This is a genomic window from Burkholderia sp. YIM B11467 (assembly GCF_052952715.1).
Map to the genome: position 1 here is coordinate 1 of NZ_JBQVSQ010000004.1, position 25,811 is coordinate 25,811.

At 65.3% G+C, this 25,811-nt stretch carries 21 protein-coding genes; 16 read left to right on the forward strand and 5 right to left on the reverse strand.

The features are described from left to right. The coding region (locus ACTRWB_RS15485; RefSeq protein WP_446902754.1) for a YadA family autotransporter adhesin at positions 1–3,419 on the forward strand (3,419 nt) is incomplete at its 5' end. Positions 3,420–3,497: 78 nt separating this feature from the next. On the opposite strand, the gene ACTRWB_RS15490 is transcribed toward ACTRWB_RS15485, so the two are convergent. After that, on the reverse strand, positions 3,498–4,172 hold the full coding sequence (locus ACTRWB_RS15490; RefSeq protein WP_193102873.1) for an HAD family hydrolase: 675 nt from the start codon (positions 4,170–4,172) through the stop codon (positions 3,498–3,500). Positions 4,173–4,375: 203 nt separating this feature from the next. Here ACTRWB_RS15490 and ACTRWB_RS15495 point away from each other — a divergent pair, with 203 nt between their 5' ends. Then, a complete protein-coding gene (locus tag ACTRWB_RS15495; protein ID WP_446902378.1) occupies positions 4,376–5,560 on the forward strand; it encodes a sugar transporter in 1,185 nt (394 codons plus the stop codon). 60 nt (positions 5,561–5,620) lie between these two features. On the opposite strand, the gene ACTRWB_RS15500 is transcribed toward ACTRWB_RS15495, so the two are convergent. Then, positions 5,621–6,397 carry an SDR family NAD(P)-dependent oxidoreductase gene (locus ACTRWB_RS15500; protein WP_446902379.1) on the reverse strand — a complete coding sequence of 259 codons (777 nt, stop codon included), beginning with the start codon at positions 6,395–6,397 and terminating at the stop codon, positions 5,621–5,623. A 157-nt stretch (positions 6,398–6,554) separates the two neighbouring features. Here ACTRWB_RS15500 and ACTRWB_RS15505 point away from each other — a divergent pair, with 157 nt between their 5' ends. After that, on the forward strand, positions 6,555–7,457 hold the full coding sequence (locus ACTRWB_RS15505) for a LysR substrate-binding domain-containing protein (RefSeq protein ID WP_446902380.1): 903 nt from the start codon (positions 6,555–6,557) through the stop codon (positions 7,455–7,457). A gap of 288 nt (positions 7,458–7,745) precedes the next feature. On the opposite strand, the gene ACTRWB_RS15510 is transcribed toward ACTRWB_RS15505, so the two are convergent. Further along, complete coding sequence (locus ACTRWB_RS15510; RefSeq protein ID WP_446902381.1) at positions 7,746–7,919, reverse strand: hypothetical protein; 174 nt, start codon at positions 7,917–7,919, stop codon at positions 7,746–7,748. Positions 7,920–7,932: 13 nt separating this feature from the next. On the opposite strand from ACTRWB_RS15510, the gene ACTRWB_RS15515 reads away from it, so the two are divergent. From ACTRWB_RS15515 to ACTRWB_RS15565, 11 genes are all read left to right on the forward strand, one after another. After that, positions 7,933–9,924 (forward strand): alpha-galactosidase, encoded by a 1,992-nt coding sequence (locus tag ACTRWB_RS15515; RefSeq protein WP_446902382.1) that lies wholly within the window; start codon positions 7,933–7,935, stop codon positions 9,922–9,924. Positions 9,925–10,062: 138 nt separating this feature from the next. Further along, positions 10,063–10,500 (forward strand): hypothetical protein, encoded by a 438-nt coding sequence (locus ACTRWB_RS15520; RefSeq protein ID WP_446902383.1) that lies wholly within the window; start codon positions 10,063–10,065, stop codon positions 10,498–10,500. A gap of 182 nt (positions 10,501–10,682) precedes the next feature. Beyond that, positions 10,683–11,396, forward strand: a complete 714-nt coding sequence (locus ACTRWB_RS15525) for a helix-turn-helix transcriptional regulator (RefSeq protein WP_446902384.1) — start codon at positions 10,683–10,685, stop codon at positions 11,394–11,396. Positions 11,397–11,499: 103 nt separating this feature from the next. After that, complete coding sequence (gene iaaH, locus ACTRWB_RS15530) at positions 11,500–12,972, forward strand: indoleacetamide hydrolase (RefSeq protein ID WP_446902385.1); 1,473 nt, start codon at positions 11,500–11,502, stop codon at positions 12,970–12,972. 428 nt (positions 12,973–13,400) lie between these two features. Continuing rightward, the gene (locus ACTRWB_RS15535; protein WP_446902386.1) at positions 13,401–14,537 is read left to right on the forward strand and encodes a muconate/chloromuconate family cycloisomerase; all 1,137 of its coding nucleotides are present in this window, start codon (positions 13,401–13,403) and stop codon (positions 14,535–14,537) included. Between the two features lie 52 nt (positions 14,538–14,589). Beyond that, positions 14,590–15,525: a catechol 1,2-dioxygenase gene (gene catA / locus ACTRWB_RS15540; protein WP_446902387.1), complete on the forward strand. Its 936-nt coding sequence runs from the start codon at positions 14,590–14,592 to the stop codon at positions 15,523–15,525. 113 nt (positions 15,526–15,638) lie between these two features. Continuing rightward, positions 15,639–16,997: a Rieske 2Fe-2S domain-containing protein gene (locus tag ACTRWB_RS15545; protein WP_446902388.1), complete on the forward strand. Its 1,359-nt coding sequence runs from the start codon at positions 15,639–15,641 to the stop codon at positions 16,995–16,997. Then, the gene (gene benB, locus ACTRWB_RS15550; RefSeq protein ID WP_129517986.1) at positions 16,994–17,482 is read left to right on the forward strand and encodes a benzoate 1,2-dioxygenase small subunit; all 489 of its coding nucleotides are present in this window, start codon (positions 16,994–16,996) and stop codon (positions 17,480–17,482) included. The genes ACTRWB_RS15545 and benB overlap by 4 nt, the downstream gene beginning before the upstream one ends. 40 nt (positions 17,483–17,522) lie before the next feature. Then, on the forward strand, positions 17,523–18,545 hold the full coding sequence (gene benC / locus ACTRWB_RS15555; protein WP_446902389.1) for a benzoate 1,2-dioxygenase electron transfer component BenC: 1,023 nt from the start codon (positions 17,523–17,525) through the stop codon (positions 18,543–18,545). Further along, entirely contained in the window at positions 18,542–19,318 is a 777-nt protein-coding gene (gene benD, locus ACTRWB_RS15560) for a benzoate diol dehydrogenase BenD (protein ID WP_412025709.1), read from the forward strand. Before benC ends, benD begins: the two co-directional genes overlap by 4 nt. Before the next feature lie 77 nt (positions 19,319–19,395). Next, a complete protein-coding gene (locus ACTRWB_RS15565; RefSeq protein ID WP_446902390.1) occupies positions 19,396–19,794 on the forward strand; it encodes a RidA family protein in 399 nt (132 codons plus the stop codon). Positions 19,795–19,825: 31 nt separating this feature from the next. On the opposite strand, the gene ACTRWB_RS15570 is transcribed toward ACTRWB_RS15565, so the two are convergent. Then, positions 19,826–20,764 (reverse strand): LysR family transcriptional regulator, encoded by a 939-nt coding sequence (locus ACTRWB_RS15570; RefSeq protein ID WP_343492078.1) that lies wholly within the window; start codon positions 20,762–20,764, stop codon positions 19,826–19,828. 566 nt (positions 20,765–21,330) lie between these two features. On the opposite strand from ACTRWB_RS15570, the gene ACTRWB_RS15575 reads away from it, so the two are divergent. After that, positions 21,331–22,467, forward strand: a complete 1,137-nt coding sequence (locus ACTRWB_RS15575; protein WP_343492077.1) for a porin — start codon at positions 21,331–21,333, stop codon at positions 22,465–22,467. A gap of 91 nt (positions 22,468–22,558) precedes the next feature. Continuing rightward, positions 22,559–24,412 carry a tannase/feruloyl esterase family alpha/beta hydrolase gene (locus tag ACTRWB_RS15580; protein ID WP_446902391.1) on the forward strand — a complete coding sequence of 618 codons (1,854 nt, stop codon included), beginning with the start codon at positions 22,559–22,561 and terminating at the stop codon, positions 24,410–24,412. A 91-nt stretch (positions 24,413–24,503) separates the two neighbouring features. Here ACTRWB_RS15580 and ACTRWB_RS15585 read toward each other — a convergent pair whose 3' ends face one another. Beyond that, positions 24,504–25,199, reverse strand: coding sequence for a hypothetical protein (locus ACTRWB_RS15585; RefSeq protein WP_446902392.1), 696 nt, complete (start codon positions 25,197–25,199; stop codon positions 24,504–24,506). Positions 25,200–25,811 lie beyond the last annotated feature (612 nt).

Genomic DNA, 25,811 nt, shown 5'->3' on the forward strand with positions numbered 1-25,811 from the left:
CGACTAATAGCTCGGTGTCGTCGCTGTCGACGTCGACGTCGACCGGCTTGTCGTCGGCCAACAGCTCGATTTCTTCGCTGTCCACGTCGACCTCGACAGGCATCAGCTCGCTGTCGACCGGCCTGAGCTCGACTGATAGCACGGTGTCGTCGCTGTCGACTTCGACGTCGACCGGTCTGTCGTCGGCGAATAGCTCGATCTCTTCGCTGTCCACGTCGACCTCGACGGGGCTTTCGTCCGCGAACAGCTCGATCTCCTCGCTGTCCACATCGACTTCGACGGGCATCAGCTCGCTGTCGACCGGCTTGAGCTCGACCGACAGCACGGTGTCGTCGCTGTCGACCTCGACGTCGACCGGCTTGTCGTCGGCTAACAGCTCGATCTCTTCGTTGTCTACGTCGACTTCGACGGGCATCAGCTCGCTGTCGACCGGCCTGAGTTCGACCGATAGCTCGGTGTCGTCGCTGTCGACTTCGACGTCGACCGGTTTGTCGTCGGCGAACAGCTCGATCTCTTCGTTGTCCACGTCGACTTCGACGGGCATCAGCTCGCTGTCGACCGGTCTGAGCTCGACTAATAGCTCGGTGTCGTCGCTGTCGACTTCGACGTCGACCGGTTTGTCGTCGGCCAACAGCTCGATCTCTTCGCTGTCCACGTCGACTTCGACGGGGATTAGTTCGCTTTCTACCGGCCTGAGCTCGACCGATAGCACGGTGTCGTCGCTGTCGACTTCGACATCGACGGGCCTGTCGTCGGCGAATAGCTCGATCTCTTCGTTGTCTACGTCGACTTCGACGGGCATCAGCTCGCTGTCGACCGGCCTGAGCTCGACTAATAGCTCGGTGTCGTCGCTGTCGACCTCGACGTCGACCGGCCTGTCGTCGGCGAACAGCTCGATTTCTTCGTTGTCCACGTCGACCTCGACGGGTCTCTCGTCCGCGAACAGCTCGGTGTCGTCGCTGTCGACTTCGACCTCGACCGGCTTGTCGTCGGCCACCAGCTCGATTTCTTCGCTGTCCACGTCGACTTCGACGGGCATCAGCTCGCTGTCGACCGGTCTGAGTTCGACTAATAGCTCGGTGTCGTCGCTGTCGACTTCGACGTCGACCGGTTTGTCGTCGGCCAACAGCTCGATCTCTTCGCTGTCCACGTCGACTTCGACGGGCATCAGCTCGCTGTCGACCGGTCTGAGTTCGACTAATAGCTCGGTGTCGTCGCTGTCGACTTCGACGTCGACCGGTTTGTCGTCGGCCAACAGCTCGATCTCTTCGCTGTCCACGTCGACCTCGACGGGCATCAGCTCGCTGTCGACCGGTCTGAGCTCGACTAATAGCACGGTGTCGTCGTTGTCGACCTCGACGTCGACCGGTTTGTCGTCGGCCAACAGCTCGATTTCCTCGCTGTCCACGTCGACTTCGACGGGCATCAGCTCGCTGTCGACCGGCCTGAGCTCGACTAATAGCGCGGTGTCGTCGCTGTCGACTTCGACGTCGACCGGCTTGTCGTCGGCCAACAGCTCGATCTCCTCGCTGTCCACGTCGACTTCAACGGGCATCAGCTCGCTATCGACCGGCCTGAGCTCGACCAACAGCTCGGTGTCGTCCCTGTCGACCTCGACATCGACCGGTTTGTCATCGGCCAACAGCTCGATCTCTTCGCTGTCCACGTCAACGTCGACGGGCATCAGCTCGCTGTCCACCGGCCTGAGCAGCACGAACAGCACGATCCTGTCGCTGTCCACCTCGACGTCGACCGGCATCGGCTCGCTGTCCACGGGCCTCAGTTCGACCAACAGTTCGATGACTTCGCTGTCGACGTCGACCTCAACCGCGATCGAAGCCGCGAAAACGCATTATTTCAGCGTCAACGACGGCGGTACGCCATCGGCGAACTACGCCAACAGCGCCGCGACCGGCCTCTACTCGCTGGCCGCCGGCGTCGGCGCCACCGCGGCGGGCGCAAGCAGCGTCGCGGTCGGCAACGGCTCGAACGCGCAATCGAACGGCTCGGTCGCGATCGGTCAAAGCGCTTCGGCAACAGGCGGCAAGGCCGTGTCGATCGGCTCCGGCAACACCGCGAGCGGCGATGGCGCGGTCGCGATCGGCGACCCGAGCGTCGCGACGGGCACCGGCGCAGTCGCGATGGGTGCAAACGACACGGCGACCGGCACCGGCGCAGTGGCGCTCGGCAACGCGAGCACGGCAGCCGGCAACAGCGCGCTGGCATTCGGCAGCTCGAGCCAGGCCACCGCGGACAACACGATCGCACTCGGCAACCAGGCCACGGCCAGCGCCATCGGCGCGCAGGCCTACGGCTCGGGCGCCACGGCCAGCGCCACCAACGCGCTCGCGTTCGGTTCGAACGCCACCGCGAACGTCGCCAACTCGATCGCGCTCGGCGCGAACTCGGTCACCGGCAACGCGGTTGCGGTGTCGAGCGTCACGGTCGGCGGCGTCACGTTCCCGGTCGTCGGCGCCAATCCGGTGGGCGTCCTGAGCGTCGGTGCACCGGGCGCGGAACGTCAGATCACGAACGTCGCTGCCGGCCAGGTCTCGGCCACCAGCACGGACGCGATCAACGGCAGCCAGTTGAACGCGACGAACCAGGCGGTCAACAACCTGTCGACGTCGACCGCAACGAACGTCGCATCGCTGTCGACCGGTATCAACTCGCTGTCGACGGGCCTGAGTTCGACCAACAGCAACGTGTCCTCGCTGTCCACATCGACGTCGACCGCGATCAACGCGCTGTCGACGTCGACGGCGGCCGGCATAGGCTCCCTGTCCACCGGCCTGAGCACGACGAACAACAACGTGGCGTCGCTGTCGACCGGCGTGACGAACATCAACAACCAGTTGAATCAGCTGTCCACGTTAATGACGACGAATACGACGAACGCCGCCGGCGTCGCCGCTGACATGAGCGGTACCGGCTCCGACAAGCCGACCGTCACTGCCGGCTCGAACTCGGTGGCGATCGGCGCGAATTCGACGGATGGCGGCCGCCAGAACGTGGTGTCGGTCGGCAGCGATACGCAGCAGCGTCAGATCATCAACGTCGCGCCGGGTACGCAGGGCACCGACGCGGTCAACGTGAACCAGCTCAATGCGGTGCAGTCGACGTTGTCGACGGCGCTGTCGGGCCAGCAGGCGCAGATCAACACGCTCGGTTCGCAACTGCAGCAGACCGACCAGATGGCAAGGCAGGGCATTGCCGCGGCGACGGCGCTGACCATGATGCCGCAGGTCGAACCCGGCAAGACGATCAACTTCGCCGTTGGTGTCGCGCGCTTTGCCGGCGAATCGGGCATGGCGTTCGGCGCGAGCGCGCATGTGTCGACCAACGGCATTCTGAAGCTGGGTATCGGCATGTCGGGCAACAACAAGACTTACGGTGCCGGGTATGGGTATAGCTGGTGATGGTGTTGTCAGGCGTCTTGACGCGGCGTGGCGGGCTCGGCGTCGAGCCCGCGAACGCGATTCCGGCGACCGCTCAGTTCAGGGTCGCGCCGCAATCTCGTCGAGATGCCACAGCAGATCCGCCGGATCGTCGTACACGCGCAGCGCGCCCGCACGCTCCAGTTCATCGCTGCCGTATCCGCCCGACAGCAGCCCGACGCCGAGCGCGCGGCAGCGGCTGGCGGCGAGCATGTCCCAGATACTGTCGCCGACCACGACCGTGTGTTCGATCGGCACGTTCAGTTGCGCGGCCGCGGTCAGGAACAGGTCGGGGTCAGGCTTCGCGTACTTGACCTGATCGCGCGTGACCACGACGTTCTTCGCCGGATCGACGCCGAGCGCCTCGAGATTGACGGAGGCCGTTTCCATCCGCCCGCTGGTGGCGATCGCCCAGCGGATGCCCGCGCTCGACAGCGCGGCCAGCAGTTCGCGCGCGCCCGGCAGCGGCCGAACCTGCGCGCGCAGCCGCTGGTACGCGGCCGCATGCAGCCGGGCGAGCCGTTCGACGCGCTCGGCGTCGATGTCGCCCGCCGTTTCGCGCAGCAGCTGGTTCAGGAAGAGGCCGCCGCTCATCCCGATCTTGCGGTGGATGCGCCACACCGACAATTCGATGCCCTCGGCATCGAGCGCTTCCTTCCACGCGAGCACGTGCTGATAGACGCTGTCGACGAGCGTGCCGTCGAGATCGAACAGAAAAGACGTTTCAATGCGCATGTGAATCTCCTGGCCTGATTGGGTTCGAACGAACCGTCCGTGAAAATCCCGTCGACACATTATCGGCGCATGGCCATGTCATGGCGATGTCCCGTGGCCGCGCCGCGCCGTGACGAGTCATGCGCCGCTGGTACAATCGCGGGCGATGCGCCGGGCCGGGCTTTCCGTGCCGTACGCACCCCCAACCCTCGTCGATCCCAGGTATGGCAACACCGGACGCCATCAGTTCCGAGCATTCGTGGTGGGGCGTAGTGGCCCTGGCACTGACTGCCTTCATCTTCAATACCACCGAGTTCGTACCCGTCGCGCTGCTCAGCGCGATCGGCGACAGTCTGCACATGCAGCCGACCGACGTCGGCCTGATGCTGACGATCTACGCGTGGGCCGTCGCCGTCGTGTCCCTGCCGCTGACGCTGGTGACGCGTCACGTCGAGCGCCGCAAGCTGCTGATCGGGGCGCTGCTGGTGTTCATCGGCAGCCACCTCGTCACCGGCGTCGCGTGGAATTTTGCGGTGCTGATGGTCGGCCGGTTGGGCATCGCATGCGCGCATGCGGTGTTCTGGTCGATTTCCGTCCCGCTGGCCGTGCGGCTCGCGCCGAGCGACCGGAAAAGCCGCGCGCTCAGCATGCTGGCGATGGGCACGTCGATCGCGATGGTCGCCGGCATTCCGCTCGGGCGCGTGATCGGCGAGGCGTTCGGCTGGCGTGTCACGTTCCTGATCATCGCGGGCGCGGCAGGCGTTGCGCTTCTGCTGTTGCGCGCGACGCTGCCGCAACTCCCGAGCCAGGGCGCCGGATCGCTCAGCAGCGTCGGCGTCTTCCTGCGCAAGCCGGCGCTGGTGTCGCTCTACGCGATTACGGTGCTCGTCGTGTCCGCGCATTTCACGTCGTACACGTACATCGAGCCGTTCGTCCAGAGCGTCAACCACGCGAGCAGCAGCCGGATCACGTATGTGCTGATCCTGTTCGGCATTGCCGGCATGCCGGCCGCGATCTGCTTCAATCGCATCTATCCGCACGAGCCGGACAAGTTTCTGCTGGCGTCGATCGTCGCTTTGTCGGGATGCCTGCTGATCCTGTTCCCGTGCGCGCTGAACATCGTCACGCTGTCCGTGCATACGCTGGTCTGGGGTGGCGCGATCGTCTGCTTCGGTCTCGCGATGCAGGCGTGGGTGCTGAAGCTGGCGCCTGAGGCAACGGACCTGGCCGTGTCGATCTTCTCGGGCCTCTACAACGTCGGCATCGGCGCCGGCGCGCTGCTCGGCAACCATATCGCGAGCGGCTTCGGGCTGCCGTGGGTCGGCACCTTCGGTGGCGTGGTCGGCGCGGTCGCGGTCGGGATCGCGTGGCTCGCGTTGCGTCTTCACGCGAAACGGGCGGTCGCGTAACCGACGCCCGGTTCCCGGGTGCGACGTCGGCGGCAGGGGCCCGACGTCGCGCCTGACACGTCATGCAATCGAATAACCGCCGTCGGCCACGAGCGCATGCCCCGACACATAGCTGGAATCGTCCGACGCGAGGAACGCGACGATCGTCGCCATTTCCTCGGCGGACCCCCACCGTCCGGCCGGCGTCGCCGCGGCAAAGGCCTGTTGTGCATCGTCCGACGGCCAGATGCCGCGGTGATGGAACGGCGTTTCGATCAGCCCGGGGCACAGTGCGTTGACGCGGATGCCTCGCTTGAACCACTCGATCGAAGCGGTCTTCGTCATCCCGATCACCGCGTGTTTGCTCGCGATATAGACCGACGCATTCTCGAAGCCGATGAGCCCGCCCATCGACGCGTTGTTGATGATGCTGCCCGAACCCTGGCGCAGCATGATTTCGGCCGCGTACTTCATCGAATTGAACACGCCGCGCACGTTCGGTTCGAACACCATGTCGAACCGTTCGGCATCCTGCTCGAGCAGCGGCGCGAACACTCCTTCCGTGCCGGCATTGTTGAACGCGATGTCGAGGCGTCCGTAAGTCGATGCCGTGAACGCGAAGGGCTTGCGGAGATCGTCTTCGTTCGCGACGTCCGCGGCGAATGCCTTGGCTTCGCCGCCGGCGGCCGAGATGGCTTCGACCAGCTGATCCAGTTCCGTCTTGCGCCGTGCCGAGACGACGACCTTCGCGCCGCGCCGTGCGAGTTCGATCGCGGATGCGCGGCCAATGCCGGAACTGGCGCCCGTTATCAGGGCGATGCGGCCGTCAAGTTGAGTCGGTTGGGTGCTTGCGTTCATGATGAGATGCTCCAGAGGGGTTGACCATTCACGTCGAAACGACGTCTGAAGCACAGTGTGGTTGTTCGCCGGCCATAAAAAAATGGAACAATGACGCATTCAGAATTCCTGCTTCAGGAATAAAATCGCTTCTTCACGAGCGTCAACGGGGAGACTCATGCTCAACCGACTCGACATCCTGAAGATCTTTGCCGCGGCCGCCGCGGCGCCGACATTCCGCGAGGCGGCGACGCGTCTCGGCGTGTCGCCGCAGGTCGTCACGCGTGCGGTGCGCGAGCTGGAAGAGATGCTGGGCGAAACCCTGTTCCATCGGACGACCCGCAGTATCCGGATTACCGCCTTCGGGCAGTCGTTCGCACTTGAAGCGCAGGCGGCGCTTTCCGCCGTCGACGGGTTGTTCGGGGCCGCGAACGGTCAGGTCGATGAACCGGTCGGCGTCGTCAGGGTGACGGCCCCGTCAGGCATGGGGCGCCATTACGTCCAGCCGATCCTGACCGATCTGATGCAGCGGTACCCGGGTCTCGTGCCGGACCTGAGGCTGTCGGATGTGCCTTCGCTGGTGGTCGACGAACAGATCGACATCGGCGTGCGGGTCGGGGCGATCGGCGATAACCGCTTTGTCGCGCGGATGGTCGGGCCGTTGCCGATGTGGGTCGTGGGCGCGCCGTCGCTGATCAAACGGCTGGGTGAGCCGAAAAGCCTGAAGGCACTAGAAGCGATGCCGGTAACGTGCCTGATCGACCGCGCGAGCGGCCGGGCATGGCCATGGATTTTTCGCGGGGAGCAACAATTCAAACCCGCGTCGCCGGCCTATCTGACGGACGACACCGAGGCGGAGGTCGACGCCGTGTGCGCGGGGTTGGGATTCGCCCAGTGCTCGGAATATCTCGTCCGGCCGTACATCAACAAGGGGCGTCTGGTGCGCTTGCTGTCCAACCTCGAACCCGAACCGTGGAAGCTGCACGTCTATCGACCGCGGCGTGGCCCGATGCCCCGTCGCATCCGGGTGGTGTACGACGAACTGGTAGCGAAGCTGGCGCAGGCAACGTGGCGGGGATAGTCGCTGCGAAGCAGGGTGAATCTCCGGTTTCGCCATAAACCCGCAATAGCCGCCCGGATTATTTCCATTTGGTCGGCCATATATTCAAAGATTGGGTTTTCCCTATCAATTATTTAAATTATTAACGATAAAATATTCCCGATCCGAAAAACCTTCATCTCCCAGTATTTGACCGCATGCTGCAAAGATTGAAACGGGGAAAGGAACGTCATTAATCTGCGTACGCGTGCGAAGCGGGCCGACGTGCGTCATTCACAACGATCGGGAGACGAAGATGAAGGGCAGAAATCATTTAGGAATATTGATGATGTGCTTCGTTGCAGCGGCGACAGGTTTGTCCGCATGCGGCGGAGACGATGTCGGTTCATCGCCGGGAACAAGTACCTCGGCAACCAGTACGACCTCCACTACCGGCACGACATCGACGGCTGGCGGCAGCGGAACCACGGCGCCGACGGCCATGCAGCAGATCGCGGTGAATCCGCCTCCGATGGGCTGGTCGTCGTGGAACAGCCTCGAGGAGAACGTCAGTTTCAATACGATCAAGGCCCAGGCCGACGGGCTGGCCGCGCTGAACGCGAACCTCGCGACGGGCAACAAGTACCAGTATGTGAATATCGACGAAGGCTGGTGGACGTCCAGGAAACGCGATGCCAACGGCAACTTCATCATCAACGTCGACATGAACGGCAACCCCACCAACCAGTGGCCGGGCGGGATGAAGGCGATGGCCGACTACATTCACGGCAAGGGGTTGAAGGCCGGCATCTATATCGACTCGGGTCCGCAGGGCTGCGGAAACACGAACGGCACGCATTTCGTCGGCAGCGATTACGCGCACTACGACCACGATTTCCTGCAGTTCGCGCAATGGGGCTATGACTTCGTCAAGGTCGACTGGTGCGGCGGCAGGGTGGCCGGATACGATCCCCAGCAAGCCTATACGGCGATATCGCAGGCGATCCAGAAAGCCTATGCCGCCACCGGAAAGCTTCTCGTGCTGAACATGTGCGACTGGGGCACGCTCGGCGGCAGCGGATATCCGGACTACAACCTGGGGCCCTGGGATTGGGGCGCGGGCATCGCGACGTCGTGGCGGACGACGGGCGATATCTACGGGCCGGGGAGCGGGGTTCCGAAGTTCGGCTCCGTGCTCGGCAATTTCAACGGCAACTATCATCCCGAAGGCCAGCACACCGGTTACTACAACGATCCGGACATGATGGTGGCCGGCATGGGCATGACGGCGGCGAACGACCTCGCGCATGTGAATCTGTGGGCCATTGCCGGCGCGCCGATGATACTCGGGAACGACCTGTCGCAGACACTCGCGAGCGATACGGTGAGCCTGCTCACCAATCCCGAGCTGATCGCGATCGACCAGGACATGCTCGGCCTGCAGGGATTGAAGGTCGCGGATGCCAACGGGCAGCAGGTCTGGGCGAAGCTGCTGGCCGGTGCAGGAAAACGCGCCGTCCTGCTGTTCAACAACGGGTCGGCGGCAAGCGACATGACCGTCACGTGGCAGCAACTGGGTTTCGCCGCAGGGACCTCGGCCACCGTCCGCGATATCTGGGCACACAAGGATCTCGGCGCGGCCACCGGTTCCTATACGGTCGCGGGCGTGCCCGCCGGCGGCACCGTGATGCTGGTGCTGGGCGGCACGGACCTTCCGTCGACGACGTTCCTGCCGAGTACGTTGTCGGGTGGCGCGACGTATACGGACTGCGCCGCTTGCGCGAGCGGCAAGAAGGTCACCGGGCTCGGCATGGTGACGTTCAACAACGTGACCTCGCAAACGGTGGGCGGCTACATCCAGATCGCGTACCAGAACACCGGAACGGAAACCGTCAAGGCTCGCCTCGGCGCGAACGGCGGAAACGGCACGACGCTCGCGTTTCCGCCCACGGGCAATGCCGTCGGCACGGTGACGGTGTTCGCGAACCTCGTGTCCGGGCAGAACACGCTGACCTTGTCGAGCCTCGACAGCACGACGCCGGCACCCGAGGTCACGTCGGTCGCGGTGGTGGCCGGGCCGGTGAAAGTGCCGCCGCCGCCGCCGATGGCGTATGAGGCCGAGGCGGCCGGCAATACGCTCGGCGGTGCGACGCGCGTGTCGTCTTGCGGCGCGTGCTCGGGCGGACAGGACGTCGGTTATATCGGGAACGGCGACGGCACCAGCAACGGGACGCTGACGATCAACGGCATTTCGGTTGCGTCGGACGGCACATACAGCGTCGTGATCGCTTACGTGAACGGCGATTCGACGCCGCGCAGCGCGCAGCTCAGTTTCGACGGTGCGGCGCCCGTCTCCGTGTCGTTCCCGTCGACGGGCGGGTGGGGGAGCGTGTCGACGCTGACGGTGACGGGCACGTTCAAGAAGGGAAGCGCCAACACGCTGAAGTTCTCCAACCCGACGGGCTGGGCGCCCGATATCGACGGCATCGGCGCGCCGGCGAAGCAGTAACGTGTGCGTGGCGCGGCTACCCGGCCACGGGTGGTCGCGCCATGCGCCGGGCGACATGCGAAAAGCCGCTATATTGCGGCATCATCATGGCACCGCCGCACCCGCGAGCGGTGCCCGATGTCCGACTGGAGACCCTGCATGCCGATACCCCGGATTGAAACCCGCGACGCGATGGGAGACCCCGATGCGGTCTTTCTCAACCCGGACCACGTGCTGTGGATGTCGCGGCCGACCGCCGCGCAGCGGCGACCGGGCAGTACGGCCATTCGCATCGACGACCGCGTGAAGGGCGGCGCATTGCTGATGGCCGACAACCCGCCGGCCGCGCAGCTGCTGCAGGATCTCGGCCCGTTCGTGACGGTGACGCTGGCGAACCCGTCGTCCGACTATCCGGATGGTCTCGTGCATATCCGTGCGCACGCGATCGTCAAGATCGCGACGGACGACCACGACAAGCCGCTGGCCGAGCGGACGCTGGGCTGGGTCCACGTCCAGGACGGCTCCGCGTTCAAGGTGAAGGATTTCGCGGGCGTGGCCGCGCAATGGCAGGCGTCGGTCGCGGCGGCCGGCCGCTGACAGTGCCTTCACACCTGCGCGACGATGCAGCGGCCCGGTGTCGTATCCGATACGCGATGCCTCGATCGGCCGCGTAACATCGCGCATTCAGACGAACCCGGGCGCGTTCAGGCCTTCGTCGCGGAAGCGCCCGTCGACGCTTTCGGTGCAGGCGTTCGCCACCGGCTTGCGGAGAATCCATCATGAACCTGTCCGTGTCCGATATCACGCCGGAGGAACTCCGGCTGTTCGGCGACATCGTTGCCCACCTGGAAGCGCTGGGGCCGCTCGTCGATGTGAGGACCGTCGTGCTGCCCGCGATCACGCAGTTGATCCGCGCGGATTTCGCCGCATCGTTCGATTGCGACGGGCAAACCGGGCTCTGGCGCAACGGCTTCTCGTACAACCTCGATCCGTCGCAGATCGCACGGTATGAAGCGTGGTTCCAGCATATCGACCCGGTCACGCCGCAACTGCGTGCGCGCTGCGTGGCGACCTGCGTCGACGAGGTGATGAGCCGCCGCGATCTGGAGCGCACCGCGTTCTACAACGATTTCCTGAGCCGCGACGGCATGCACCACGGGATCAACGTCTATGCATTCGACGGCGACACGCACGTCGGCGACCTGCGCATCTGGCGCGCGCAAGGGCGGCCCGACTTCACGGAGCGCGACAAGCTGCTGCTGAACGGCATCGAGCCGTTTTTCCGGCGCGCGCTGCTGAGGCGGCGCCATGCGTGCACCGGGCTGACCGAACGCGAGAGCGACGTCGCGCGGCTCGTCGCCGCCGGCTACACCGACAAGGACGTCGCGCGCACGCTCGGGATCGGGCTGTCGACGGTCCGCACGCATCTGCGGCGCGTGATGGCGAAGAAGGGTGTCGCCAACCGGGCGAGCCTGGCGGTCGCGATGGCGTGACCGGTCGCGCGGCGGGCGACCCGGGGTCATCCATTGTGATGATGGGCGTCAAAATCCGCGCGCCCTACCTTGTGACGATCCCCTGTTACGAGGCATGCCGACCATGACCCCCCTGGGTTCCCTGACGCTCACCGAAGCCCGGCACGCGATCCTGCGCCGGGAGTTTTCCTGTGTCGAATACGCGTATGCCTTCATCGAGCGGCACGCGCGCTGGCGTTACCTGAACGGTTTCACGTGCGTCGACGATGCGCGGCTGCTGGCCGAAGCCGCCCGCTGCGACCACGACCTCGCGACGTCGTCTAATCCGCGCGTGCTGCTCGGCCTGCCGATCGCGATCAAGGACAACATCGACACCGCATGCCTGCCGACCGGCAACGGCACGCTGGCGCTGCACAACCGCGTGCCGCCGCAGCATGCGCCGGTCGTCGCGCGGCTGCTGGCCCACGGCGCGCTGATCGCGGGCAAGGCGAACCTGCACGAACTCGCGTTCGGCGTGTCCGGCAACAACCGCGTGACGGGCGCGGTGCGCAACCCGTACGATTTCGACCGGATCCCGGGCGGCAGCAGCAGCGGCTCGGGCGCGCTGGTCGGCGCGGGCGTGGTACCCGCCGCGCTCGGCACGGACACCGGTGGTTCGGTCCGCATTCCGGCGGCGCTGTGCGGCGCGGTCGGCTTTCGGCCCACGGTGGGGCGTTACCCGCAGGGCGGCGTCGCGCCGATTTCCCGCACGCGCGACACCGTCGGCCCGATTGCCCGGTCGGTGGAGGACATCGCGCTGCTCGACGCGATCCTGGCCGGCGACGCCGCGTCGATGTCGACCCCGACCCGCAGCATGGCGCGTCCCATGCGTCTTGCGATTCCGCGCACGACGTTCTGGCGCGGCATCGCGCCGGATGTCGACGCGGTGGCGCATGCCGCGGTGGCGAAGCTGGAGCAGGCGGGATTCGAGTGCGTCGACATCGACCTGAATGCGTACCCGGGGTTCTTCGACGACGAGCCGGCCGTGATCGCGATGTACGAATTCCGTACGTCGATGCAGGCGTATCTGGTCGAGAACGGCTACGACCTGTCGGTCGACGACATCGTCGCGAACGTGGGGAGCCCGGACGTCGCGAGGATTGCCCGGCATATCACCGGCCCCGCCGGCATCGGCGAAAAGGCTTACCGCACCGCGCTCGACCGGCGTACGCGGTCGCGCGCCGCGTATCGGCAGTGCCTCGCCGACAGCGGTGCCGATGCGCTGGCCTTTCCGACCACGATCGCGACCGCCTGCCCGATCCCGTCGGGCGACACGATGATCCTCAACGGCGAGACCGTTCCGGTGTTCCGCACCTACACCAGGAATACCGAACCGGGCAGCAACGCAGGGGTACCGGGCATGACCGTGCCGGCGGGCCTGACGGCGGCCGGTCTGCCGGTCGGCCTTGCGCTGGATGGTGCGGCCGGCACCGATCGCGAACTCATCGCGGTCGCGCTGCACGTCGAACGGGTGCTCGGGCGATTGCCGGTACCGAACGACGGCTATGGGGTGGAAGGCCGGCTGGCCGGTTACCCGGGCGCCGGCGGCGCAGCGTGACGCGTGATCTGCCGGAACGCGTGGCCAGTCGATCGCGACGGGATGCGATCGTGGGGCCAGCCCGTGTCGCTTTCCGCCGTCGCTGACGATCGCGCGCGCCGCCAATCTGGTCGAGAACCGTGGCGATCCATCAGGAAAACCCTGATGCGGCTCGGCGCAGCGGCGTTTTCATGCCCCGGCCGGCACGGCGGCCGCCTCCGTTCCGGCCCTCCGGCGGGCCGCATCCCGGGTTGCCGCTCCCCCTGATCCAGCATGGCTTGCAGACCGTATTGCCTGTCACGGCGGGTATGGTGGTCAGCGATATTTGGCGATTCCCTCGTCATTTCAATACCTCTCAGGTATTGAAATGGCCGCCCAAAAGTATTGGACGCTCCGTTTGACCGGGACGTATAAATCGCCTCAAGAACTTCATCTCCACGGCGTGCCCCATGTCCTCCGTCACCATCGAACGCATTGAAACCCGCCTCGTCGATCTGCCGACGATCCGTCCGCACAAGCTGTCGGTCGCCACGATGCACGGCCAGACGCTGATGCTGGTGAAGGTGTTCTGCAGCGACGGCGTGACGGGTATCGGCGAAGGCACCACGATCGCCGGCATGGCGTACGGCCCGGAAAGCCCCGAGGCGATGAAGCTCGCGATCGACGCGTACCTCGCACCGGCGATCGTCGGCCACGACGCGACGCGCATCCAGACACTGATGGCGTTCCTCGGCAAGCTCGCGAAGGTCAACCACTTCGTGAAGAGCGCGCTCGAAACCGCGCTGCTCGACGCGCACGGCAAGCGGCTTGGCGTGCCGGTCAGCGAACTGCTCGGCGGCCGCCGACGCGACCGCCTGCCGGTCGCATGGACACTCGCTTCGGGCGACACGGCGACCGACATCGCCGAAGCCGAGCGGATGCTCGATCAGCGCCGCCACAACGTGTTCAAGCTGAAGATCGGTGCGAAGGCGCTGGCCGCGGATATCCGGCACGTGGCCGAGATCAAGAAAGCCGTCGGCGACCGCGCATCGGTGCGCGTCGACGTGAACATGGCGTGGAGCGAAACGCAGGCCGCACGGGCGATTCCCGCGCTGGCCGATGCCGGCTGCGAACTGGTCGAACAACCGGTCGCGTCCGCCGCGGCCCTGGCGCGCCTGATGCGCCGCTTCCCGGTCGCGCTGATGGCCGATGAAATCCTGCAGGGCCCCGACAGCGCGTTCGACATCGCGAAGCAGCACGGCGCGGACGTGTTCGCGATCAAGATCGAACAGAGCGGCGGGCTCTTCGCCGCGCAGCGCGTGGCCGCGATCGCGGATGCGGCTGGCATCGAGCTGTACGGCGGCACGATGCTCGAAGGCGCGTTCAGCACGGTCGCCTCCGCGCACCTGTTCGCGAGTTTCGCGAATCTGCAGTGGGGCACCGAGCTGTTCGGGCCGCTGCTGATCACCGAAGAGATCCTGACGCAGCCGCTGGACTACAGCGAATTCGAATTGACCGTGCCGGACGGCCCCGGTCTCGGTATCGAACTCGACGAGGACAAGGTCAGGCGCTTTACCCGCGACGGGCTGACGAAAGTCGTCCGGTAGCGCGAGCCAGGCAAGCCCCGCCATTCCCCCATAACTACGTGGAGACACCATCATGAGCGTCAAAGTTTTCGAGACCAACGAAGTGCAGGACCTGCTGAAGGCCGCGTCGAATGCAGGCGGGAACGGCGGCAACGCGCGCACCCGGCAGGTCGTGCAGCGGCTGCTCGGCGACCTGTTCAAGGCGATCGACGATCTCGACATCACGCCCGACGAGGTGTGGGCCGGCGTCAACTACCTGAACAAGCTCGGCCAGGACGGCGAAGCGGCGCTGCTCGCTGCCGGCCTCGGCCTCGAGAAGTATCTCGACATCCGGATGGACGCCGAGGACAAGGCCGTCGGCCTCGACGGCGGCACGCCGCGCACGATCGAAGGGCCGCTGTATGTGGCAGGCGCACCGGTACGCGACGGCGTGTCGAAGATCGACCTCGACGCGGACGAAGGCGCGGGCCCGCTCGTGATCCACGGCACGGTGACTGGCCTCGACGGCAAGCCGGTGGCCGGCGCGCTGGTCGAATGCTGGCACGCGAACTCGAAAGGCTTCTATTCGCACTTCGACCCGACCGGCGCGCAGACCGAATTCAACCTGCGCGGCGCGGTGAAGACGGGCGCGGACGGCAAGTACGAATTCCGCACGCTGATGCCGGTCGGCTACGGCTGCCCGCCGCAAGGCGCGACGCAGCAGTTGCTGAACGGCCTCGGCCGCCACGGCAACCGCCCGGCGCACGTGCACTTCTTCGTCGACAGCAACGATCACCGCAAGCTGACGACGCAGTTCAACATCGACGGCGATCCGCTGATCTGGGATGACTTCGCGTATGCGACGCGCGAGGAACTGATCCCGCCGGTGGTCGACAAGACCGGCGGCACGGCGCTCGGCATGAAGGCCGATGCGTACCAGGACATCGAGTTCAACTTCGTGCTGACGCCGCTGGTGCAGGGCAAGGACAACCAGATCGTCCACCGCCTGCGCGCTGCCGCGACGGCGTAACCGCCCACCGGCGCGGCGCGGATGCGCCGCCGCCGGCCGGGTTCCCGCGAGATTCAACCGATACCGATGCGAGCGTGCTTGCAGGACGCGGCACGCGCATGGGAGGAGCCAACATGTCCGCCACGATCGACCAAGCCAACGAACTGGATCACCTGCTCGCTACTGCCGTGCAGGACGACAAGGAAGCCGGCGTATTCCGCTGCCGCCGCGACATCTTCACGAACCCGGAACTGTACGAGCTCGAGATGAAGCACATCTTCGAGAGCAACTGGGTGTATCTGGCGCACGAAAGCCAGATTCCGGACAACAACGACTACTACACGACGTGGATCGGCCGTCAGCCGGTGGTCGTCACGCGCGACAAGACCGGCGAGCTGCATGCGGTCATCAATGCGTGTGCCCACAAGGGGGCGATGCTGTGCCGCCGCAAGCACGGCAACAAGGGCAGCTTCACGTGCCCGTTCCACGGCTGGACGTTCTCGAACACCGGCAAGCTGCTGAAGGTGAAGGACGAGAAGACGACCGAGTATCCGGTGCAGTTCAACACGAACGGGTCGCACGACCTGAAGAAGGTCGCGCGCTTCCAGAACTATCGCGGCTTCCTGTTCGGCAGCCTCAGCGCCGACGTGCTGCCGCTCGAGGACCACCTCGGCGAAGCGCGCGTGATCATCGACCAGATCGTCGACCAGGCGCCGAACGGGCTCGAAGTGCTGCGCGGCAACTCGTCCTACATCTACGAAGGCAACTGGAAGATGCAGATGGAGAACGGCTGCGACGGCTACCACGTCAGCACCGTGCACTGGAACTACGCGGCGACGATGGGCCGGCGCAAGGAAGACGGCACCAAGGCCGTCGACGCGAACAGCTGGAGCAAGTCGGTCGCGGGCGTGTACGGCTTCGACAACGGCCACATCCTGCTGTGGACGCAGACGATGAATCCGGAAGTGCGGCCGGTGTACCAGCATCGCGACGAGATCAAGGCGCGCGTCGGCGACGTGCAGGCCGATTTCATCGTCAACCAGACGCGCAACCTGTGCGTGTACCCGAACGTGTTCCTGATGGACCAGTTCAGCACGCAGATTCGTGTCGTGCGGCCGCTCGGTGTCGACAAGACCGAAGTCACGATCTTCTGCTTCGCGCCGAAGGGCGAGAGCGACGCCGACCGCACGGTGCGCATTCGCCAGTACGAGGATTTCTTCAACGTGACGGGCATGGGCACCGCCGACGACCTGGAAGAGTTTCGCGCATGCCAGGCTGGCTATGCGGGCATCACGGCGATGTGGAACGACATGTCGCGCGGTGCGCCGCTGTGGGTCGACGGCCCGGACGAGAACGCCCGGAAGATGGGGCTGAACCCGCGCATTTCGGGCGAGCGCAGCGAGGACGAAGGGCTGTTCGTGTGCCAGCACGAACACTGGATGCATGTGATGCGCGATGCGCTGAAGAAGGAACGCGGGGAGGTGGCGGCATGAACTTCGATTACCGGACTGTGTGCGCGACGCTGTATCGCGAAGCGCGTCTGCTCGACGATCGGCAGTGGGACGAGTGGCTGACGTGCTACACGGAAGACGTCACGTACTGGATGCCCGCGTGGGACGACGACGATCGGCCGACCGACGACCATCAGAGCCAGATCTCGCTGATGTATTACCCGGATCGCGGCGGCCTCGAGGATCGCGTGTTCCGCATCAAGACCGAGCGCAGCGGCGCGTCGACACCCGAGCCGCGCACCAGTCACAACGTGACGAACGTCGAGGTGCTGGCCGAGCGCGAGAACGAAGTGGACGTGCGCTACAACTTCCACACGCTGAACCATCGTTACCGCGTGACCGACCACTTCTTCGGCACGATGTTCGTCACGTTGCGCAAGGCGGGCGACGCGCTGCTGATTTCGCACAAGAAGATCGTGCTGAAGAACGACTACATCCGGCAGGTGCTCGACGTCTACCATGTCTGACGCCCGTTGTTTTGTCATGAAAGGAAGTGGAGGTGATGCCATGTCCAGCTACAAGATTGCACTGAATTTCGAGGACGGGGTGACCCGCTTCATCGACTGCAAGGCCGGCGAGAAAGTCCTCGACGCGGCCTTCCGCGCGAAGATCAACCTGCCGATGGACTGTTCCGACGGCGTGTGCGGCACCTGCAAGTGCCGCGCCGAAAGCGGCGCCTACGATCTCGGCGACGACTACATCGACGACGCGCTCACCGAAGACGAAAAAGACGGCGGCCTCGTGCTGACGTGCCAGATGGTGCCGCAAAGCGATTGCGTGATCGCGGTGCCGACGTCGTCGGTCGCCTGCAAGACCGGGCAAAGCGGCTTTGCCGCGACCGTGACGAAGGTCGAGCAGCACAACGATGCGGCCGTCGTGCTCGAACTCGACGTCGGCGCGGCCGCGCCCGTGTTCCTGCCGGGCCAGTACGTGAACATTGACGTGCCCGCGAGCGGCCAGCACCGTTCCTATTCGTTCTCGTCGGCGCCGGCGGACGCGAAGGTCAGCTTCCTGATCAAGAAGATTCCCGGCGGCGTGATGAGCACGTGGCTCGAATCGGCGCAGCCCGGCGACACGCTGGAACTGCACGGGCCGCTCGGCAGCTTCTACCTGCGCGACGTGCAGCGCCCGCTGCTGTTGCTCGCCGGCGGCACGGGCCTCGCGCCGTTCCTGTCGATGCTCGAGGTGCTGGCGCGTACCGGTTCGCAGCAGAAGGTGCACCTGATCTACGGCGTGACGCGCGATCTCGATCTCGTGCTGGTCGACGCGATCGAAGCCTACGCGGCGAAATTGCCGAACTTCAGCTTTGCGACGGTCATCGCGGACGCGGCATCGAGCCACCCGCGCAAGGGCTGGGTCACGCAGCATATTCCGGCCGATGCGCTGAACGACGGCGACGTCGACGTGTATCTGTGCGGGCCGCCGCCGATGGTCGATGCGGTGCGCAAGTACTTCGACGAAGAAGGCGTGAAGCCCAACAGCTTCCACTACGAGAAGTTCACCCTCAACGTCACGGCAAAGGCGGCATGACCATGCAACGATTCTCCGGCAAGGTCGTCGTCGTCACCGGCGCGGCACAGGGTATCGGCCGCGGCGTCGCGCTGCGCGCGGCGGCCGAAGGCGGCAAGGTGCTGTTCGTCGATCGCGCGGATTTCGTCGCCGAGGTGGCCGCCGAAGCGCCGCACGGCGAGACGGCCGGATTCGTCGCGGATCTCGAAACCTACGACGGTGCGCACGCGGCAATCGCGTGTGCCGTGCAGAGGTTCGGCGGCATCGACATCCTGATCAACGGCGTCGGCGGCGCGATTCGCATGCGCCCGTTCGCCGAGTTCGAGCCGGCGCAGATCGACGCGGAAATCCGCCGTTCGCTGATGCCGACGCTCTATACCTGTCACGCGGTGCTGCCGCACCTGCTCGCGCGCGGCGGCGGCACGATCGTCAACATCTCGTCGAACGCGACCCGCGGCATCCGCCGCGTGCCGTATTCGGCGGCGAAAGGCGGCGTCAATGCGCTGACGCAGGCGCTCGCGATGGAATACGCGGAGCACAACATTCGTGTCGTCGCGACCGCGCCGGGCGGCACCAGCGCGCCGCCGCGGCGCGTGCCGCGCAATGCGGCCGGCGACAGCGAGCAGGAACAGGCGTGGATGGGCGAAGCGGTGCGACAGGTGACCGATTCGACGTTCTTCAAGCGCTACGGCAGCCTCGACGAGCAGATCGCGCCGATCCTGTTCCTCGCGTCCGACGAGGCGAGCTACATCACCGGCACGGTGCTGCCGGTCGCGGGCGGCGATACGGGTTGAGCGACTTGCCGTGAAGCTGCCTGCTGTTCATCGACAACCCATCGGCCGGTGCGAAGACGCCGGCCACGGAGACATCCATGCGTGATCGCAAAGCCATCGTTCCGGCGGGAATGGAAGCGGTGTACGAGAAAATCGGCTACGCGCCCGGCCTGAAGGTCGGCGATACGCTGTACGTATCCGGACAGATCGGCCGCGACGCGGCGATGCAGCTCGTCGAAGGCCGCGAAGCGCAGATCGTGCAGGCGTTCGAGAATCTCGGGTGCGTGCTGGAGGCCGCCGGTGCCTCGTTCAACGACGTGGTCGACCTGACGACGTTCCATACCGACATGCGCGACCTGCCGTTGTTCATGCAGGTGCGCGACCGTTACCTCGCCGCGCACCCGAAGCCGGCGTGGACGGCGGTCGGCGCGCACATGCTGGGCGGATCGCCCGGTTATATCGTCGAGATCAAGGCGGTGGCGGTGTTGCAGGCATGATCGCGCGAATGCATGGCTGTCCGGCTTCCGCTCAGTTTCGCGAGGCCGGATCGGCGCGTTCCGCCGCTGGCAGGTACGCCATCCCGTGCTCGTCGTACAGGTCGTAGATGAGCTGCAGCATGCGTTCGATGTCGTCGGATTCGTCGAGCATGCGCATGCTCATGATGATCGGCGACACGAGCCTGGCGTCGTCCAGATCCAGGTATGACACGTCGTCGCGTTTGAGCCCGTACACGCTCTTCGGCACGATCGACACGCCTTCGCCCGCCGCGACGAGCCCGAGCGCGACCTGCAACTCCCGCGTCTCCAGCACGCGCGCCGGCTTGAGCGCGCGATCGTGGAACGCCGCGAGTACCTGATCCGCATAGCTCGGGCGCGGTGCCTTCGGAAACACGATCAACGTTTCGTTGAGCAGGTCGTGCAGCGACAGCGCTGCATTCGCTGCGCATAGCCGGTGGCCGAGTGGCAGCGCCGCAATCATCGGTTCCTCGCGCAGCACGACGCGGCGCACGCTCGGATCGTTGAGGCGAATGCGCCCGAAGCCCACGTCGATACGGCCTTCCTTGAGTGCCTTGATCTGGTCCATCGTCGACATCTCGTGCAGGCTCAGTTCGACCTCGGCATGCCGCTCGCGATAGCGGCGAATGACTTTCGGCAGCATCCCGTACAGCGTCGAACCGACGAAGCCGACCGACAGGCTGCGTTCGATCTTGCCGACGCGGCGCGTCATCGATTCGAGCTCGGCCGTTTGCGCCAGCAACTGAACCGCATGCTGGAGGAAGAAGCGGCCGGTCTCGGTGAGCTTCAGCGGACGCGATTCGCGCTCGAACAGCATTGCGCCGAGCAGCTGTTCGAGTTGCTGGATCTGTCGGCTCAACGGCGGCTGCGCGATGTGCAGCCTTTGTGCCGCGCGCGTGAAGCTGCGTTCTTCGGCGACAGCAACGAAATAGCGCAGATGGCGTAGCTCCATGTTCCTTGCCGTCGAATGGAAGAGGGGGATGTAGCCGAAGCCGCACACGTTGGATGGCCGCTGTGTGGCCGTGAGGTGGCCTTCTTGATTCTACGGTAGGTTCGACACGAGCGCGGCCGGTTTTTACAGGAAAATTAGTTCGGTTTGCAGATGGATTCATGTGGCATGCCACGCCATCCGTGCACCAAATATGGGCGACCAACCCGTTCATACCTCGCAGATATAAGCTGATACCCATTCGGTGTTGGACTGGTGAAATGGTGGTCGCTACTATCGTCGCAAACAGGTTGCAAACCCGAACGGAATCATGCAACAAGGAGACACCCCCCGATCACATTCCCCATCGGCCGGAAGCCCGCGGCGAGTCGAACGGCAGCGTCGACGCTCGACGCGCATGCCGTGTTGCTCCGGCCCGGTCGCGATTTTCAGAAAGAAACCCGCATTTCGCGCCCGCCGTACATCGTCGGGTGTAGCGTCGAATCAGCGGAAATAAATCCATCGATTCAGGATAGCTGATCAGTTATCCGAAGAAACGAGAATTACCCCTATCAACGTTTGGAGACGGAATGAGATTTCAGCATCTCGTAGGCGGAGCTTTGCTCGGATTCACGACGGCAGGCTTTGCGCAAAGCAGCGTGACGTTGTACGGCGTGATCGATACGGGCGTCGAATACGTGTCGCACGCCAATGCCGAGGGGAAGGGTATTGTGCGCATGCCTTCGATCACCGGCGAGCTGCCGTCGCGCTGGGGGCTGCGCGGATCGGAGGATCTCGGCGGCGGTTACAAGGCCGTCTTCGCGCTCGAGAGCGGTTTCAATGTCGGCAGCGGCACGATGGGACAGGGCGGCAGGTTGTTCGGCAGGCAAAGCTGGGTCGGAATCGACAGCCCGTACGGCACGCTGTCGTTCGGCCGTCAGTACACGATGACGTATTACGCGGTGCTCGATTCCGACCTGCTCGGCCCGAACATCTACGGGCTGCCGTCCCTCGACGCGTACATCCCGAACGGCCGCGCCGATAACGCCGTTGCGTGGCGCGGCAAGTTCGGCGGATGGACGGCCGGCGCGATGTACTCGTTCGGCCGCGATTCGGCCGGGACGGGAAACTCGCCGGGGCAGGGTACGTGCGCAGGCCCGACGCCCGGCGACATGACCGTGTGCCGGTTGTGGTCGGCGATGCTCAAATACGATTCGACGTCGTTTGGCGCGGCCGCGTCGTATGAGGAACAGCGCGGCGGCGGCGCGACCGCTGCCGCGAACTTCTTCGACGGTGTCAAGCCGATGCCGCTGACGTCGAGCGGCGACAAGGACGACCGCGCGCAGGTCAACGGCTACGTCAACGCGTTCGGCGTGAAGTTCGGCGGCGGCTGGATCGGCCGCTGGGTGGACACCGATTCGTCGGGCGGCCCGAATGTGCACTCGAACCTGTTCTATCTCACCGCGAACTACTACGTGACGCCCGCTTTCCTGGTCGATGGCGGCGTCTATCACGTCAACGTCTCGGGCCAGGATGCACGCGCGACGCTCGGCGCGTTGCGCGGCACCTACTTCCTGTCGAAGCAGACGGCCGTTTATCTGCAGGGCGCGTACCTCGCCAACAGCGCGCACGCCGCCTTCACGATCAGCGCCGGCGGTGGCGGCACGACGCCCGCACCGGGGCAAAACCAGGTCGGTGTGATGGCGGGTATCCGGCACATGTTCTGAGCGAGTCGCTTCGAACGACCACGGAGCGAATCGGTGCGCGCCGGTTCGCTTTCAAGCATGCAAATAACACGAAAGAAGACGGAGAGACGATATGAAATCGACGATCAGCGGCAACGACGGCCGCAGTGGATGGCGTTTGGGGGTGGTGGCTGTCGCATCCGCGCTCGGAAGCCTGGCGCTGTCAGGCTGTAACGATCACGACGTGGCGGCGTCCGGCGGCGCGACATCCGTTGCGCTGGCATGCAACGACACGATGAAAGCGCGCTTCGCGCCGGACGCGAACACCACCGTGATTGCCGTGAAGGCGTTCAAGGCTGGCGATCCGCTCGTGCTCGCTGCATCGGCGGCCACGTCCGCGACGCCGGTTGCCGGCAGCGATCTGTGTCTCGTCAAGCTGAACGTCGGCCCGGGCAATGCGGGGCCGGCGGGCGCGCCGTCGACGTCGGCGGGCATCGGCATGGAAATCTGGCTGCCCACGCCGTCGAACTGGAATCACCGGATCCACAATCTCGGCGGCGGCGGCTGGCAAGGCGGCGCCTATGACGACCCGACGCAGATCGCCAGCGCCGGCGGCGTGCCGGGCGCGGCGACGATCGCGGCCGCCGAGGGCGCGGTGGTCGGCACGACGGACACCGGCCATGCCGTCACGAACGGCTCGTTTGCGATGAATCCGGACGGGACCGTCAACACGACGCTGTGGGGCGACTTCGCGCAGCGTAGCCTGCACGAGCTGGCGCTGAAGACGAAGGCACTGGTCGCCGCGTACTATGCGACGCCGCAGAAGTATGCGTACTGGGACGGCTGCTCGACGGGCGGCCGGCAGGGCTACAACGAGGTGCAGAACAATCCGTCCGACTACGACGGCTATCTGAACGGCGCGCCTGCGTTCAATTGGTCGAAGTTCATTACGAACGAGCTCTATCCGCAGGTCGTCGCGCAAAACGATCTGGGCGGCGTGACGCTGACCGACGCGCAACAGACGCTGCTGTCGGGGGCGGCCGTGAGCGCGTGCGATTCGGTCGGCGGCCAGCATCTGGGTTATCTGATGGATCCGGCCCAGTGTCGCTACGATCCGACTCAGGACGCGAACGTACTGTGCGCCGGCGTGAAGATCGGCGCCGTCACGGGGACGAATGCAACGGCCGCGTGCGTGACGGCCGCGCAAGCGACGTCGATGAACAAGACCTGGTACGGGATGACGCGCGACGGTTCGGTGCCGAGCCCGGCTGCCGACATCGGCACGGCAACGTCGCTGGCGAGCAATCAGCTGTGGTTCGGCCTGATGCGCGGGACCCTTACCGGCGCGCTGGCCGGATCGTCGCCGTTCAGCATCTCGACCGACCTGGTTGCGCTGGAACTGCAGGATCCGACGATCGCAGGGTCCAGCTTCACGAATGCGACCGGAAACGGCGCGAACAAGTGGAAGGGCCTGACCTATGCGGGTCTTGCGAACGCATACGATCAGGGGATCGCGCTGCAGCCGTCGTTCGGCAACATCAATACCGACAATCCAGATCTGTCGGGGCTCGTGAAGACCGGCGCGAAGGTGCTGCATTACCACGGTCTCGCCGATCCGCTGATCACGCCGTCCGGCAGCATCAACTACTACGAACGCGTGGCGAGCCGGATGGGCGGAATCCCGGCCGTGCAGCAGTTCGACCGGCTGTTCCTGGTTCCCGGCATGGGGCATTGCAGCGGTTACGGCGGCGTCAACGGCACGGCCGGCCCCGCGCAAACGGCCAATACGGTGCCGCTGCCGAATGCCGACCGGCAGGACCTGTATGCGAAGCTGGTCGACTGGGTCGAGCACGGGAACGCACCGGCAAGCATCAAGCTGACGTCGGCGGACGGCAGCGCGAGCCAGCCGGTGTGCATGTATCCGACGAAGGCCACGTACAACGGTTCGGGGTCGATCAAGGATGCGGCGAACTATTCGTGCCGGTAGAGGCAGGGACGGGATGCGCGCGGCGGAGCACGCCGCGCGCATCTGGTGTCGTGAAGGGGCGGCTACGACGCGTTGCCGGTGTCGCCGAGATCTATTTCGTATCCTGCGCCGTCGGCGGTGCGGTGAGGTCGACATAGGACCCGGCGGGCCACTGCTTCCCGTGCCACGTGACCGGCGCGGCCAGAAAGCACGACCTCAACGCGGGGCCGGCGGGGGTGAGGTCGAACATCGTATCGCCGCAAGGCAAGTCGTCGATGATCGTACCGGCGCTGACTTCAGCCCTGGCGCGGTCGCAACAGTTCTCCGGGATGAAGATCAGCCCGTCGATCGGCACGTTGCCCAGCATGACGGGGCGGGGGCCATGAATCGACTGCAGCGTGCGTTTTGCGCCCCAGCCGAAAAAGCCGCCGGCGCCGTCGTAGTGGGCCTGACTCCCGGGCGGGAAGGTGACGCCGAGCACCACCAGCGGTTTGGTCGTGACCTCGGGCCTGTCGGTATAGCCGTCGAGCGCGTATTCCCAGAGGGCCATGCCGCCGATCAACAATGCGGGCAGGCAGAAAAACAGCACGGTGCACGCGAGCCGTTTCAGTAGCGGCAGCCGGCGCAGGAACCACACGAATACCACCACCGTCAGCACGACCCAGACCGTCGACGAGAAGGTAACCGCGGCCATCGCGATGCCGCCCAGTTCGCCCGCTTCGGCATGGCTGACCAACGGAAACAGCGCGGACAGCAGCGCCGGCAAGGCAAACTGGCCGAAGCGGGATCGGAGGCGTCGGAGTCGCATCGGTTGTCTCGTCAATGGGCGCGGAGGGTCGTGATCGGCTTCTCGACGGGCACCACGCTGCCCGCGAGCGGGCGGAAGTGATTCGACCGGGCGGGCAGGCCGCGGGTGTCGATCGCCCGGTCATCGAGGTATTTACGACGGGCGCGTCGATGAAGTCAAGCGGGATGAGGGCCCGCTGATCGGGTTGTGCCTCGACGAAGCCGGGTTGTAAATCCGACTCCGTGGACGGCTTGCATGCCGCTTACACGATCGTTGGCGTTCGACAAGCATGGCATGCAGTGCGGGATGCAGAATCTCGCGGTGTTGCTGACGGCGCTGTCGCGCACCCCGTCCGAACAGTTCGGCAAGGCCGTGTTCGGGCATTCTTCAGGCGAAAACGTTTGCGAAAACCCGCTGTCGCGAACGTCGCCTGCGCGGGCCGATGCGAGGCCAGGCAAGGTAACTCGACATATCAATACAAAATATTACCGACGTCGCCGCGTATCGTTCCCTACAATCCCCGCACCTGACACGTGCGCATGATGTTCCGTGACGCCTCCGTTTCCCGATCGTATCGAAGCATCGAGTTATCTCGCGCGTGCCCGGAATCGAACGCGTACGGGTCGGGTTCGC

Bases quoted from the DNA above. Each gene is read 5' to 3' on its own strand.
- ACTRWB_RS15490 (WP_193102873.1), bottom strand. From the start codon at position 4,172: ATGCGCATTGAAACGTCTTTTCTGTTCGATCTCGACGGCACGCTCGTC.
- ACTRWB_RS15495 (WP_446902378.1), top strand. From the start codon at position 4,376: ATGGCAACACCGGACGCCATCAGTTCCGAGCATTCGTGGTGGGGCGTA.
- ACTRWB_RS15500 (WP_446902379.1), bottom strand. From the start codon at position 6,397: ATGAACGCAAGCACCCAACCGACTCAACTTGACGGCCGCATCGCCCTG.
- ACTRWB_RS15505 (WP_446902380.1), top strand. From the start codon at position 6,555: ATGCTCAACCGACTCGACATCCTGAAGATCTTTGCCGCGGCCGCCGCG.
- ACTRWB_RS15510 (WP_446902381.1), bottom strand. From the start codon at position 7,919: ATGGCCGTCGGCGCCGTGGTTCCGCTGCCGCCAGCCGTCGATGTCGTG.
- ACTRWB_RS15520 (WP_446902383.1), top strand. From the start codon at position 10,063: ATGCCGATACCCCGGATTGAAACCCGCGACGCGATGGGAGACCCCGAT.
- ACTRWB_RS15525 (WP_446902384.1), top strand. From the start codon at position 10,683: ATGAACCTGTCCGTGTCCGATATCACGCCGGAGGAACTCCGGCTGTTC.
- iaaH (WP_446902385.1), top strand. From the start codon at position 11,500: ATGACCCCCCTGGGTTCCCTGACGCTCACCGAAGCCCGGCACGCGATC.
- ACTRWB_RS15535 (WP_446902386.1), top strand. From the start codon at position 13,401: ATGTCCTCCGTCACCATCGAACGCATTGAAACCCGCCTCGTCGATCTG.
- catA (WP_446902387.1), top strand. From the start codon at position 14,590: ATGAGCGTCAAAGTTTTCGAGACCAACGAAGTGCAGGACCTGCTGAAG.
- ACTRWB_RS15545 (WP_446902388.1), top strand. From the start codon at position 15,639: ATGTCCGCCACGATCGACCAAGCCAACGAACTGGATCACCTGCTCGCT.
- benB (WP_129517986.1), top strand. From the start codon at position 16,994: ATGAACTTCGATTACCGGACTGTGTGCGCGACGCTGTATCGCGAAGCG.
- benC (WP_446902389.1), top strand. From the start codon at position 17,523: ATGTCCAGCTACAAGATTGCACTGAATTTCGAGGACGGGGTGACCCGC.
- benD (WP_412025709.1), top strand. From the start codon at position 18,542: ATGACCATGCAACGATTCTCCGGCAAGGTCGTCGTCGTCACCGGCGCG.
- ACTRWB_RS15565 (WP_446902390.1), top strand. From the start codon at position 19,396: ATGCGTGATCGCAAAGCCATCGTTCCGGCGGGAATGGAAGCGGTGTAC.
- ACTRWB_RS15570 (WP_343492078.1), bottom strand. From the start codon at position 20,764: ATGGAGCTACGCCATCTGCGCTATTTCGTTGCTGTCGCCGAAGAACGC.
- ACTRWB_RS15575 (WP_343492077.1), top strand. From the start codon at position 21,331: ATGAGATTTCAGCATCTCGTAGGCGGAGCTTTGCTCGGATTCACGACG.
- ACTRWB_RS15580 (WP_446902391.1), top strand. From the start codon at position 22,559: ATGAAATCGACGATCAGCGGCAACGACGGCCGCAGTGGATGGCGTTTG.
- ACTRWB_RS15585 (WP_446902392.1), bottom strand. From the start codon at position 25,199: ATGCGACTCCGACGCCTCCGATCCCGCTTCGGCCAGTTTGCCTTGCCG.